Source organism: Pseudomonas sp. 3-2, assembly GCF_019710535.1.
Classification (GTDB): domain Bacteria; phylum Pseudomonadota; class Gammaproteobacteria; order Pseudomonadales; family Pseudomonadaceae; genus Aquipseudomonas; species Aquipseudomonas pharyngis.
This window is the reverse complement of the sequence record NZ_CP081200.1, coordinates 3648436-3660823: the sequence shown is the minus strand read 5'-3', so window position 1 is coordinate 3660823 and position 12388 is coordinate 3648436. Positions and strand designations below refer to the sequence as shown.

Below are 12388 nucleotides of genomic sequence, written 5' to 3'. Positions count from 1 at the left end.
GCGTCCAATGGAGGCGGCCTCTTTGTATACCTGGCGATTACTTGCTGGGGTGTTTGGCCTGCAGCTCTTTGGCATGGGCCAGGTGTTTCTCCAATGCCGGCAGCATTTTCTGCGCAAAGGCTTTGAGTTCGGTGGCGCCTTTGACTTTGTCGTCGGTCACGGTATTGGCTTGTTTCTTGAACAGCTCGATGGTTTCTTCGTGAGCCTTCACCTGATTGTTGGCATAGGCGGCGTCGAACGACTCATCACGGACTTCGAGTATTTTTTCCTTGGCCTGTTTGACCAGAGTCGTGGTGTCCGGCACTTCGATGTCGTTGGCCTTGGCAATCGTCGCCAGTTCATCGTTGGCCTTGCCGTGGTCGGTGATCATCATGTTGGCAAACGCTTTGATGTCGGCAGATTGGCTCTTTTCCAGTGCCAGACGGCTGGTTTCGATTTCGGCGATGCCGCCGGCCGCTGCGTTATCGACGAAATCGTTGTCGGTGGCGGCAAAGGCCGAGCCCATGCCGGTGCTCAGGGCGACAGCCAGAAAAAGGTGACGCAGTTTGAATCCGTCCATTGGTGCTTCTCCACGCAGGTTTTTGTGAGCGTTATTCAATGGAGGGAGTTCGCCGACCAAAGGTTTTATCGCATTTGCGAAAGGGCGACGAACGGACACCGCTGGTCTGACAGGTGGTCGACAGAAGTGGCCAACCGAGGCCATTCTGATACCTGGCCAGCGCAATCGGTCGCGTTGGCTGCCGATCAACTGACGGAGGTGTTCCATGCCGGTGACCCATGATCTGTTACAGGACTTGAAACTTACAAAGGAAGAGATCCAGCAACGACGCACCGCGGATCCACATCTGGATGCACTGATCAACAGGTATTCCCAGGCGGACGCCGAAGTCGTCAAGGCCGAGACGGCGACCTCGGATGCGCCGAGCGACGACACCCTGAAGAAACTGAAAGAGAAACGCCTGCAGGTCAAAGACAAGATCGTCGAGCAGTTGCAGGCTCGATCCTGACCGTCAGTCGCACCACCGGCCTGCGGTGGTGAATTGACTGGAACGACAGCCCCGACCGGCACCTCGAATGTTCAGAGTCTTCACATTGCGACTCTCAACGAGGTGCCTTATGAAAGATCCAAAATTCCCCAGTGAAGAACAGGGTGCATTCGACCCGGTTCCCACCCATCCCGAGCCCAACAGTCCGGCGCATACCGTCCGTAATCCTGAAGAGGAACGCAAGAGCGAGGAAGTGCCGGAGGATGAAGACCCGGACAAGTTCGATCGGTCCAGTAACTGACCGGCTGCCATCGCCTCACTTCAAGGCTGCTTCCAACGGCATCCGCGCCATGTGCGTCGCCTTCAGCGAGCCGAAATACAACCAGTCGCCATACTCGCGCACCGTGGTGATCGGCGAGTAATTGCCGGCGCTGGCATCCTGCAGATTGGCGATCACCTTGCCGTCCAGATCCAGCCCCAGCACGAACCCGCGCTTTTCCACCGGTTTGGGCAGCACGGTCATCGCCCGCACCAGCATCTTGCGCACGAAAGGATGGGCGGCGGTGCGGTCGAGCAACGGATTGCGAGGCGTGTACAACGCCACCCAGAAACGATCCCGACCATTAAACGCCAGGTTGTCCGGCAGCCCCGGCAGGTTGTCGATGAACAGATCGTGGGTGCCGGCCTTGGGCCCGGTCAGCCAATAACGGCTGATGCGGTAGGCGCCGGTTTCGTTGACCAGCACATAGGCGTCTTCCGGGCCGAGGGTCACGCCGTTGGCGAACTCCAGCCTGTCCAGCAATACGCTGGTTTTTCCGGTCTGGAAGTCGTAACGCAGCAGGCGCCCGTCGCCGCCATGCTCGATGATCGCTTCGCCATCGTGGCCGTAACCCCAGCGACTGGAGGCATCGCTGAAGTAGGCGTAATGCCCGGACTTGTCGATGGCCACGTCATCGGTAAACCCGAACGGCAGGCCATTGGCTTCGGTGGTCAGCGCCACCAGTTGCCCCTGTGCATCAAGGGACAGCAAACCCTTGACCCCGTCGGCGATCACCAGCAAACCGTTGGGATGCCGCGCCAGCCCCAGCGGCCGGCCGCCCGTATCGGCCAGCACCTTGCGCTGCTGGCCATCGAGACTGGTGCGCAGAAGGCGTCCGTCGTGCAGTCCGGTGATCAGAAAGTCGTTTTCCAGCAGCAGCGCTTCCGGGCCTTCGATGTTACTCGGGCCGACTTGCGCCGCGCCCTTGAGCCGCTGATTGTCAGCGTACTGGCCCTCGGTCAGCGAGGGCGCCGGTTGCGGCGTCCAGGCCACGGGCTCGACCCTGGTCGGCATCAACAGCAAAAAGCCCAGAACCCCGACAACCAGCAGCAACACCAGATAACGCCATCTCACACGTGGGCTCCCGCGAGTGCGAGATGCCGGGTGGCCATGTCGCGCAGGGCCAGCATCGACGTTGCCGACTCGCGTTCGATGCGCCGCTTGAGCAGCAGATGGTTGGCGATGCGCAGGCCGATCCCTTCGAACTGGTAATCGAGGGTGCGTACGAACCGCGTGGCAGCGTCGTGCGCCGAGCATTCATAGGTCAGCCGCAACGACAGCCCCTGATCACCCTGGGCCCGGGCGCACCAGCGTCGGCCGGGCAGGTACTCGGTGACCTCCCAGCGCAAATGCCCCTCGCGACCGCCGGCATGGATGTCCTCGTCGAATCGTGCGCCGGCATGCAACGCACCGCTCGGGCCGTCGATTTTCAGCGAAGACGGGTGCCACTCCGGCCAGCGACTGACGGTGGCGGCGTAGGCGAGGACGGCAATCGGATCACCGGCGATATCGACTGTGTGCTGCATGCGGGTCATGGGCGTTCTCGAATCGGTCAGAGGGGCGGTTTCCGGCTCCCGGTAGAGGGTGCCGAACAGGTAGTCCATCAGCGGAAAAACGATATTGAAATTGCGTTCCTGCATGTGCTCGCGACGGTGATGCAGCTCGTGCAGACGGCGCATCTGGCGGATCCACGGCAGGCGGGTCAGCGGGTTCTGCGGCGGCAGATGCTCGCAGGCGTGAAACACTTCATAGGTCAGGTAACCGAACACCATGCAGCCACCGAACAGCCCGGCGACGTTGCTGTTGACCTGCGCGAACAGCCACCACAGGGGCAGGGTGATCGCCAGCGTGTGCAGCACGATCAGCCAGGCCGGGAACAGGATCACCCGCCAGTCGCGGGCGCCGTCGTAGGTCATGTGGCCGGGGGTGAAAAAGCTGTGATGATCGCCGGCATGTCGGGCGTAGAACATCCGGGCGAAGCGCTTTTTGTGGTGGCCGAGGTGGCGGTGCACCATGTACACGCCGAAATTGAAGAACAGCAAGGTCAGCGGCACGGTCAGCCATTCCAGCGACCGCATCTGGTGCACGCTGCTCCAGAACGCGCCGATGGCCAGCACACCGAACAGCAGCACGAACGCGCCATGCAGCCACGGGTTGTAGCGGGGATGGATCGCCGCCCGGTAGCGGCTGCGAAATGCCTCGGTGGTCTGCCTCACTGCGCTCACCTGCGGATATTGTCGTCATCCCGGCAGCGTAGCCGATCCGGCCGTTTGTGCAGCGCCAACATTCAGGTCACAAGTGCCATGCTTCGGTGTAAAGCGGCCGTCAGCTCAACGGGTTCCAGCGCTGCGACCAGTCGTCATCGGCCCTGATCACCTCGCGCAGCAGGTCGAACGCCTGTTGCAGGATCGCCGAGTCACGGTCGCGGGAGTAGACGAGGTAGGTCGGATAACCGAATTCCGGGGCTTTGGTCACCGGCTCCAGCGCGCCGCTTTCCAGATAAGTGCGCACGACCCGGGTCCGGAAATAGCCGCTGCCGCCGTTCTCGAGAATGTATTGCAGGGCCAGCGGGCCGAGGTTGAAGCTCAGGGCAGCCTTGGCTTTTTCCGGCAGGGCGGCGTCGTGCTGGCGGCGGAAGTCCGGGCCCCAGTCGATGTACACGTAAGGGGCAGGGCGGCCGGGCGTGGTCACCAGAATCAGTTTCTCTTCCAGCACCTGCTCGACCTGCAGCCCCGGCCAGTATTCCGGCTGATAGACCAGCGCCGCATCGAGCACCCCCAGTTCGAGCTGGCGCAGCAGGTTTTCGCCGTCGCGAATGTCCATGCGCAGGGCGTGACCGGGGATTTTCTCGCGCAATTCGGCGGCCCAACTGAGCATCAACGGGTTGCACAGGCTGACCTCGCCACCGATGTGCAGCACGTTGTGATAGCCCTCGGGCAAGGGCAGGTCGCGGCGTGCGGCTTCCCAGGTCTGCACCAGCTGATTGGCGTAGACCACGAAGGCCTCGCCGTTGGCGGTCAGCCGCGCACCGGCACGATTGCGCACGAACAACGTGCTGCCCAACTGGCTTTCGAGTTTCTGGACCCGGGCGGTGATTGCCGTTTGCGTGACGAACAGTTTCTCCGCCGCCGCGGCAAGGCTGCCGTGGCGGACGATTTCCAGAAAGGTGCGGGCGAGGTCAATGTCCATGGGCGGGCCGGTGGTTGAAGTGCGCGCATTGTACGGGCAGCCCCGGGACCGCGTCATTGTTCAGTCAGCCACTTCGACTTCTCGCACCCGAGCCCAATCCTCCACCAACCGCGCCGGTGTGCAGCAGGTGTTGCGCTTGTAGACGAAGTTGCGGCACTTCTCGGCAAACTGATTGCGGTTGTACAGCATGTCTTCCTGCATCTCCTTCAACTCAGCCTCGCGACACTGACGGATCAACACATGATCGACCCGCAGCTTGCGTTCGCGCACCGGCGCATAAGTCGGATCGCTCAGCACGCTGTTGGCCCGTTGCAGCAGCCACAGCGAGAACTCGTCCGGGCAGTGCGGGCCGATTTCCTGAACCATGCCCAGTTGCAGCGCCTGAGCCGCGCTGACCGGCAGACAGGCCTGGGTCAGTTGTTCTGCCATGGCCGGGCCGACGGCGCGGGGCAGGCTGTAGGTCCAGTATTCCGAGCCATACAGGCCCATGCTCTTGTAATGCGGGTTAAGCACGATGTCGGCGCGGGCAAACACGATATCGGCGGCCAGTGCGAGCATCACACCGCCTGCGCCGGCATTGCCGGTAACCCCGCTGACCACCAGTTGCCGTGCGCTGAGCAATTCTTCGCACACATCATCGATGGCCTGGATGTTGGCCCAGGCTTCGGCACCCGGATCTTCGGCGGCCTGGATCACGTTCAGATGCACGCCATTGGAAAAACTGCCGCGTCCACCCTTGATCAGCAGCACCTGAGTGTCGCGGGACTTGGCCCAGCGCAGCGCTTCCACCATGCGCCGGCATTGCTCGGTGCTCATGGCGCCGTTGTAGAACTCCAGCGTCAGTTCGCCGACCTGACCGGACTCGCGATAACGGATCGGTTGATACGGCTCGTCGCTGAACGGCGCGTTGGCAAGCGACCAGTCCAGCACCGGCACGCCAGACAACTGACCGGCCAGCACATGCCGGGCCGGACGCTTGAAGGTTTCCTCGCCCGGTTGCGGTTTGCGCCGCAGCGAGCCGATCCACAAGCTGTGATCACCGGTCGCCACCAGCACTGCGTCGTCGTGCACCGCGAGAATTTCACCGGGCATGCCGGTGCGCTGATCGAGGTGCGCGTCGTACACGTAATACTGCCCGCCGGCGAGGCTGGCGAGTACGCCGGGCTGGCCGTCCGCCGCGTCGATGCAGCGCTTGATGAAGCGCGAGCAGTCGTGCCAGCTGAAGGTGCGATCGTCCTGTTTCATGTTCGGCTGCAAGCGTCCACGAACCTTGGGATCGTTGTAGTCCAGCGCCACCGGCACGAAGCCGTCGATGAATTTTTCCACCACCTCACGGATGCAACGGATCGCCGCGTCGCTGACTCGCCCGTTGTACAGCTCGGATTTGCGCAGGCCGGTCGGCAGGTTGAATTCGCAGGTGGCCCAGACCGGGCCGGCGTCCATTTCTTCCACCGCTTGCAGGGCGGTCACGCCCCAGGACGGCAGCTCGCGCATGATCGCCCAATCCAGTGCGCTGGCGCCGCGATCGCCGACGATGCCCGGGTGAATGATGACTACCGGACGCTGCGGGTTGCTCCACAGCGCGTGGGGAACGCGGTCCTTGAGGAAAGGGCAGATCACCAGGTCAGCGCCGCTGTTTTCGATCTGTTCGCACACGGCGGCTTCATCGGTGAACAGCACCACACTGGGTGAGTGCCCGGCCTGGCGCAGTTCCAGCCACGCGCGCTGGGTCAAGCCGTTGAACGCCGACGACAGAAGAATGATGTTGAGTGATCGCATGATTGCTCTTCCTTGAAAGGTCAGCCGCAGGCTCCCGGTGAGCCGTCCGTGGCTATCGATGGAGGCGCAAGGTTAGAGACTGGCGTGGGGGGCGCCACTGATCGAGATCAACGTTGTGTCAGGCAATGTTGCTGTGCCGACGGCGTGCCTTATTCTCAAAGGTTTGCTGATCCTGATTTTTTATTACTTCAAATGTATCCGGCGCTATTGCACAGTCGCACCCTTGATCACCGCCGGAAGATCCCGGCGTATCCATGGATTTTCGCAGCGGGTGGAGCCCGTTTTCAGGGAGTAAGGCATGGGGAGTCACAACCCGCATTACCAGGTCATCGGGCAAATGTTCCAAAAGGACTACCGATGGTTGTGCGCGGCGGTCAGTCGTACCCTCGGCTGCCCGCACAGCGCACAGGACATTGCTTCGGAAACTTTTCTTCGGGTGTTGGCACTGCCCGATCCGCTGGCGATTCGCGAACCCCGCGCGCTGTTGACCACGATTGCGCGGCGGCTGGTCTATGAAGGCTGGCGCCGGCAGGATCTGGAGCGCGCTTATCTGCAAAGCCTTGCCTTGGCGCCGGAACCGGTGCACCCGTCGCCCGAGGAGCGGGAATTGGTGATCGAAACGCTGCTGGCGGTGGATCGCTTGCTCAACGGCCTGTCGGCCAAGGCCAAGGCTGCATTTCTCTATCACCAGCTCGATGGCCTGACCTACAGCGAAATCGGCGAACGCCTCGGCGTGTCCACCAGCCGAGTGCAGCAATACATGGTCGAGGCATTCAAACGTTGCTATCAGGCGATGCAGACATGAGGCCGGACGACACGCTGATCGACGAAGCCGCGCAATGGATGGCGCTGCTGCAATCGGGGCACGTCAGCTTGCAGGAGCGCGCGGCCTTCGACGCCTGGCGCTCGGCGGATCCACGGCATCAGCAAATCATCGAGCAAATGGGTGGCGGGTTGAACCTGCTGCGCCATGCGAACCTGCGCGGCTTGCCGCGTGAAAGTGTCCTGCACAGCCTGAATGCGCCGTCCAGTCGCCGTCGATTCCTCAGCGGCAGTTTGAGTGTGCTCGGGATCGCGGTGCTGGCGGGTCTGCTCGGGCGACGCTATGGCTGGCTGCCGGAGGCCGGCGAGTTGTCGACCGGAACGGGCGAGCGTCGGGCGTTCACGCTGGAGGATGGCAGCGCCCTGACCCTCAATGCCCGCAGCCGCGTGGTGCCGCGCTTCAACAATCTTGAGCGTCTGCTGGACTTGCGCAGCGGTGAACTGCTGATCGATGTGGCGAAAAATCTGGGACGCCCCTTTGTGGTCGAAACCGAGCATGGGCGGATGCGCGCGCTCGGGACCAAATTCCTGGTGCAGCGCGGTGAGGATTCGACGCGGCTGGTGATGCTGCATTCACAGGTCGAAGTGGTCACCGCCAGCGGCGCGCGGCAAGTGGTGGAGGCGGGCGAAAGTCTGCTGTTCAACGCTCAGGAAATCCTCGCGCTGGAACACAGCAAAGGGCAGGAAAGTGCCTGGGTGCATGGGCGGCTTGAAGTGCGTGATCGCCCCTTGAGCGAAGTCATCGACAGCCTGCGCAGCTACCGTCGCGGCATCCTGCACCTGAGTCCCGAGGTCGCCGGTTTGCGCCTCAGCGGTCTCTATCCGCTGGACGACAGCGACCGCACCCTGCAGCTGCTGGAGCGTTCGCTGCCGATCCGAGTCACCTGGCACAACCCGTACTGGGTCAGCATCGAAGCACGGTTATAAATCCATAACTTCCCGGTCTATCCGCGACCCTATAAAAAGCGCCGGCCCGCTGCTCATTCCCTGCAGACGCCTTCAACAGGGAAGCCCCTCGATGTTCTCATTCAAACAACAACAATTGTCCCGCCTGACGCTGGCCATCGTGCTGGCGACGGGCATGGTTCCGGTCGCCGTTCAGGCACAAGACGCCGCCGCTCAGGTCTTTACCTTCGACATTGCCGCCGGGGCCCTCGACGAGGTGCTGCTGGACATCTCGCGCCAGACCGGCGTGCCGATTTCCTTCAGTCAGAATCTGGTTCAGGGCAAGCGCAGCAGTGCGGTGCGCGGCGCATTGGGTGGCCGCCAGGCGGTAGAGAAAGCCTTGCTCGGCAGTGGTCTGCAAGTCGAGCAGGGGGCGCAGGGCCTGAGCATTCGCCCGGCCGATACGCCGAGTGCCGCGCCGGCCAAGGCCGCTGCCGTGGCACCCGCCAGCACTGCCGATTACCGCATGGAAAAAGTCACCGTCACCGGCTCGCGCATTGCCCGCGCCCAGAGCGATGGTGCGACCCCGGTCAACGTCATCACCCACGAAGAGATGGAAGCGCGCGGCTACAAGAATGTCTACGACGCCCTCGCCACGCAAACCCAGAACACCGGCATGACCCAGGGCGAAGACTACGGCAACACCTGGCAACCGGCGGCCAGCGCCCTCAACCTGCGCGGCCTCGGCCCGAACCACACGCTGGTGCTGATCAACGGCCGACGGGTCGCCGATTACCCGACGCCCTACGACGGCAAGGTCAACTTCACCAACCTGGCGAACATTCCGTCGGCGATCATCGAGCGCATCGAAGTGCTCAGCAGCGGCGCCTCGGCGATCTACGGTTCGGACGCGATTGCCGGGGTGGTGAACATCATCCTCAAGGACAAAATGAATGGCGTCGACGTCAATCTCAAGGGCGGCACCAGCGAGCGCGGCGGCGGTGACAACCAGCGTTTGCAGATCAGCGGCGGCGGCAGTTGGGGCGACTTCGACGGGTTGTTCGGGCTCGAACTGACTAACCGCGATCCGATCTGGGCCGATGACCGTGGCTTCATGCAGAGCGGGCCGCTGGCGGATGTCGGCTACCGTCGCGACCTGACCAACAACCGCTACCTGGGACCCGGCTGTGGCGCGTATCAGGGCACGTTCGACAACAAGCTGTTCAATAGCGGCGGACGTTGCCGCACCGATCAGATCTACAACGATTACTGGACGGTGCAGACGCAAAAGGAAAACTACGACGGCTACACCCGTGGCACCTGGCATTTCAGCGACAGCGGGCAGGTCTTCGCCGATTTGATGTACGGCCTCGATCACATCCAGAACAACACACGCGGCCCGAGCTTCACCTCGCCGGATTTCATCAACCAGAACAGCGGCAATCTGGAGCGTTGGTATCGACGCTTCGGCGAAGAGGAAATTGGCGGGCGCACCAGCAACAACAGCAAGTGGCGCGACACCTCCTGGACCGGCACCCTGGGCCTTTCGGACAAGATCGCCGACACCGGGTGGAACTATGAACTGGCGGCCAACCGGTCCGAGTACAAAAGCGTGCGCACCACCCGTTACACGCCGCTGTCGTCGATCCAGGATTTCTACCTCGGCCCGCAACTGGGCACCCGTGGCGGTTACCCGGTGTTCGCGCCGGATGCCTCGCGCCTCGACCGGCCACTGACGCAGCAGGAATGGGAGCAGTTTCGCGGCAACCTGACGCAGAGCAGCAAGTCGGTTTCCACCAGTTACAACGCGTCGGTCAACGGCGAGTTGTTTGACCTGCCCGCCGGTCCGGTGGGATTCGCCGGGGTGCTGGAGGCGGGCAAGCAGGAATACCGCATCGACCCGGATGACAGCCTCAACGACGGCAGTTTCTACGGCGTGACGCCTGCGCAAAGCTCCGGCGGCTCGCGCAAGCGTTATGCGGCCGGTGGCGAGTTCAGCATTCCGGTCACCGACACGGTGCTGGCGACAGCGGCAGGGCGCTGGGACCAATACAAATTCAGCGGCCGCACCGAGCAGCAGAAAACCTACAACCTCGGCCTGGAATGGCGGCCGGTGACCAGCCTTTTGGTGCGCGGCAGCTACGGCACCAGTTTCCGCGCACCGGACCTGAACTACATCTATCAGTCCGACAGCAACGGTTACTACCCGGCGCAGATCGACTATTACGGCTGCAGCCAGGGCGTGGAGGGCGCCTGTGATCGCGGGCGGGTCGATTACACCCAAAGCGGCACGGCGGATCTGGAATCCGAACGCGGCAAATCCTGGACCTACGGTTTCGTCTGGTCGCCGTCGCGCAACTTCGATTTCTCCACGGATTTTTGGCGGGTGGAGATCGATGACCTGCTGACCACCGTCGACGAAAACCGTCTGTTGCAGCAAGAGAACGAATGCCGCAATGGCACCCAGGACATCAACTCGGCCAACTGCCAGTCGACCCTGGCGCGCGTCGATCGCAATCCCGGCAACGCCGCCGTAGATCCCAATCAGTTGCAACGGGTACGCGTGAACGCGATCAACGCCGCCAGCGAGCGGGTCAGCGGCCTGGACTTCAAGAGCAACATCCGCTGGGGCGCCGGGCAGTACGGCGCGTTCAGTTCTGCGCTGGGTTACACCCTGGTGCTCTCGCATTACTACAAAGAATCGGACGAGGCGCCGACCCAGGACTGGCGCACTTCGCGCACCAACTACGACTGGCGCAGCAAGGTCAACGCCAGCCTGACCTGGGATTACCAAAAGGCCACGGCAACGCTGATGGGGATTCGTTACGGCTCGGTCACCAATGGCGCGGGCGACGGGCGTCTGTCGCCGTGGACGGTGTTCAACGCCAGTGCGCGGTACAAGCTCAACGACCGGGCAAGCGTCGGGCTGACCGTGAACAACGTGCTCAATCAGGTCAAGCATGACGACTCGGCGGGATGGCCGTATTACCCGACCGGCAACTACGACCCGTACGGGCGCCAGTGGTGGCTGGATGTGAGTTATCACTTCGGCAGTTGAGGACGGAATAATGCCCGGCAGCGTCCTACGGAAGTTGCCGGGCTTTGGACGAAAACGGGGATATTTCCGACGACTTTTTAAGGTTGGCCGTCGGAAGCGGGGCCTATAGCATCGGTCGTGACATGAAGTCACTGACCGGCCTGGAGACTCGGGCCCCTGACATTGGATGGATTATGCGAATCCCACATCTCGAGCACGAAAACTCTACTTATTCCCCTCGTGATTCCTGGCGCCACGATCACGCCAGATGCCCTATGGAGGGTGTTCCGATGCCCCAAGCGAAAGCACCCCGGTTTACGGGGCTGAAGAAGGTCGAGGGGAAGCCTGTTGAGGTGTTGCTGAACGGCCGGATATGGGACAGAGACACCATGCACATTGTTGGTTACGCGCGGGAAGGTTTTGATCTGCGGGACGTTGTGAACATGATTTCAACATCCGAGCTCTACCGGGAAAGCGAGCTTGTGCAGCTCATCACCGGAAAGTCCGTCAGAACCGTGCGGCGCTTGCTGAACAGTGGCGAGCCGACGCGAATGAGCCGACAGCAGAGCATGATCGCTTTTCAGTATGCGCACGCTCTTGAGTCCGCTATCGAGGTGTTCCACGATCAGCCGAGCGCCGAGGAGTGGATGAGCAAGGCGACCAAATGGTTAAACGGTTACAGACCCGTTGCATTGATTGAAAGCTCACTGGGGTATCAATCGGTCATTGCTTATCTGCACCGGATTAAATACGGGGTTTATCAATGAACCCGCTGCCTTGGGACGACCGCTGGTATGCGTGGCGTTTGGACCCTGAGCTTTACCGGTGCACATGGGACAGCGGCATCGGTTCAGAACTGCAGGGCGGGCGATGAAACCGGCCCGGCCGCCGTGTCGTTTATGCTTCGATCGATCCATCTACAGCCATTCTGGAGGTGGCCGCTCACGGGAGTTTCAACGCACTTGATAGAAGTCCCTATGTGCTGACGTGCTTTGAGGTGGTCAGTGAGGCGCTTGTGAAAATCGTGCAACCCGAGGAGCTGCCCAACCCCTACTGGATGAGTCCCGCACAGGCCTCGCCCAACCAGCAGGATTTTGCCGACGCGTTGCTCGCCGAGCACCCATTTGTACTGATTCCATCGGCAGCCACCCGGCACTCGTGGAATTTGCTGGTGAGCTGCGATTTGGCAGAGGGGCAATTCAGGATGGTCTCGCAAGAGCGATTCGGGCTGGATACGCGATTGCTCAAGGACGCGGAACTGGTATGAGAAATCACGCGCGTCTTTTTGCATAACCTCAGCACCCAACGGTCTAAATCGCGCCCTATAAAACCCTGTCTGCCATCGCACATCCCTGCATAAACCAAAACGCA

The 12388-nt window shown here is 61.9% G+C and carries 11 protein-coding genes and 1 pseudogene; 7 read left to right on the top strand and 5 right to left on the bottom strand.

Annotated features, from left to right (window positions below; translation table 11 throughout):
* Nucleotides 1-37: 37 nt before the first annotated feature.
* Nucleotides 38-559, bottom strand: a complete 522-nt coding sequence (locus tag K3819_RS16410) for a DUF4142 domain-containing protein (protein ID WP_039768854.1) — start codon at nt 557-559, stop codon at nt 38-40.
* 205 nt (nt 560-764) lie between these two features.
* On the opposite strand from K3819_RS16410, the gene K3819_RS16405 reads away from it, so the two are divergent.
* Together K3819_RS16405 and K3819_RS16400 are read left to right on the top strand one after the other, a co-directional pair.
* Nucleotides 765-1007 carry a YdcH family protein gene (locus tag K3819_RS16405; RefSeq protein WP_085610476.1) on the top strand — a complete coding sequence of 81 codons (243 nt, stop codon included), beginning with the start codon at nt 765-767 and terminating at the stop codon, nt 1005-1007.
* A gap of 109 nt (nt 1008-1116) precedes the next feature.
* Nucleotides 1117-1287, top strand: coding sequence for a hypothetical protein (locus tag K3819_RS16400; RefSeq protein WP_007959467.1), 171 nt, complete (start codon nt 1117-1119; stop codon nt 1285-1287).
* A gap of 15 nt (nt 1288-1302) precedes the next feature.
* Here K3819_RS16400 and K3819_RS16395 read toward each other — a convergent pair whose 3' ends face one another.
* The 4 genes from K3819_RS16395 to K3819_RS16380 all read right to left on the bottom strand — a co-directional run bounded on the left by K3819_RS16395 (nt 1303) and on the right by K3819_RS16380 (nt 6273).
* A complete protein-coding gene (locus tag K3819_RS16395; protein WP_409348354.1) occupies nt 1303-2319 on the bottom strand; it encodes an SMP-30/gluconolactonase/LRE family protein in 1017 nt (338 codons plus the stop codon).
* A gap of 56 nt (nt 2320-2375) precedes the next feature.
* Nucleotides 2376-3521 carry an SRPBCC family protein gene (locus K3819_RS16390; RefSeq protein WP_085610474.1) on the bottom strand — a complete coding sequence of 382 codons (1146 nt, stop codon included), beginning with the start codon at nt 3519-3521 and terminating at the stop codon, nt 2376-2378.
* 109 nt (nt 3522-3630) lie between these two features.
* Complete coding sequence (locus tag K3819_RS16385; RefSeq protein WP_085610473.1) at nt 3631-4494, bottom strand: LysR family transcriptional regulator; 864 nt, start codon at nt 4492-4494, stop codon at nt 3631-3633.
* A 60-nt stretch (nt 4495-4554) separates the two neighbouring features.
* On the bottom strand, nt 4555-6273 hold the full coding sequence (locus K3819_RS16380; RefSeq protein WP_221397473.1) for a hydrogenase maturation protein: 1719 nt from the start codon (nt 6271-6273) through the stop codon (nt 4555-4557).
* Nucleotides 6274-6571: 298 nt separating this feature from the next.
* On the opposite strand from K3819_RS16380, the gene K3819_RS16375 reads away from it, so the two are divergent.
* From K3819_RS16375 to K3819_RS16355, 5 genes and pseudogenes are all read left to right on the top strand, one after another.
* On the top strand, nt 6572-7078 hold the full coding sequence (locus K3819_RS16375; RefSeq protein WP_064597063.1) for a sigma-70 family RNA polymerase sigma factor: 507 nt from the start codon (nt 6572-6574) through the stop codon (nt 7076-7078).
* Nucleotides 7075-8022, top strand: coding sequence for a FecR domain-containing protein (locus tag K3819_RS16370; RefSeq protein WP_221397472.1), 948 nt, complete (start codon nt 7075-7077; stop codon nt 8020-8022). The genes K3819_RS16375 and K3819_RS16370 overlap by 4 nt, the downstream gene beginning before the upstream one ends.
* Before the next feature lie 91 nt (nt 8023-8113).
* Nucleotides 8114-11038 carry a TonB-dependent receptor gene (locus K3819_RS16365; protein ID WP_221397471.1) on the top strand — a complete coding sequence of 975 codons (2925 nt, stop codon included), beginning with the start codon at nt 8114-8116 and terminating at the stop codon, nt 11036-11038.
* A 269-nt stretch (nt 11039-11307) separates the two neighbouring features.
* The gene (locus tag K3819_RS16360) at nt 11308-11784 is read left to right on the top strand and encodes an antitoxin Xre/MbcA/ParS toxin-binding domain-containing protein (protein ID WP_172829488.1); all 477 of its coding nucleotides are present in this window, start codon (nt 11308-11310) and stop codon (nt 11782-11784) included.
* A pseudogene (locus tag K3819_RS16355) lies at nt 11781-12284 on the top strand (RES family NAD+ phosphorylase). The gene K3819_RS16360 and the pseudogene K3819_RS16355 overlap by 4 nt, the downstream one beginning before the upstream one ends.
* Nucleotides 12285-12388: the final 104 nt, after the last annotated feature.

What these genes read in the sequence shown, in the direction of transcription:
- K3819_RS16395 (WP_409348354.1), bottom strand. Translation starts at nt 2,319, where the DNA reads ATGCCGACCAGGGTCGAGCCCGTGGCCTGGACGCCGCAACCGGCGCCC.
- K3819_RS16380 (WP_221397473.1), bottom strand. Translation starts at nt 6,273, where the DNA reads ATGCGATCACTCAACATCATTCTTCTGTCGTCGGCGTTCAACGGCTTG.
- K3819_RS16385 (WP_085610473.1), bottom strand. Translation starts at nt 4,494, where the DNA reads ATGGACATTGACCTCGCCCGCACCTTTCTGGAAATCGTCCGCCACGGC.
- K3819_RS16370 (WP_221397472.1), top strand. Translation starts at nt 7,075, where the DNA reads ATGAGGCCGGACGACACGCTGATCGACGAAGCCGCGCAATGGATGGCG.
- K3819_RS16405 (WP_085610476.1), top strand. Translation starts at nt 765, where the DNA reads ATGCCGGTGACCCATGATCTGTTACAGGACTTGAAACTTACAAAGGAA.
- K3819_RS16360 (WP_172829488.1), top strand. Translation starts at nt 11,308, where the DNA reads ATGCCCCAAGCGAAAGCACCCCGGTTTACGGGGCTGAAGAAGGTCGAG.
- K3819_RS16410 (WP_039768854.1), bottom strand. Translation starts at nt 559, where the DNA reads ATGGACGGATTCAAACTGCGTCACCTTTTTCTGGCTGTCGCCCTGAGC.
- K3819_RS16375 (WP_064597063.1), top strand. Translation starts at nt 6,572, where the DNA reads ATGGGGAGTCACAACCCGCATTACCAGGTCATCGGGCAAATGTTCCAA.
- K3819_RS16400 (WP_007959467.1), top strand. Translation starts at nt 1,117, where the DNA reads ATGAAAGATCCAAAATTCCCCAGTGAAGAACAGGGTGCATTCGACCCG.
- K3819_RS16365 (WP_221397471.1), top strand. Translation starts at nt 8,114, where the DNA reads ATGTTCTCATTCAAACAACAACAATTGTCCCGCCTGACGCTGGCCATC.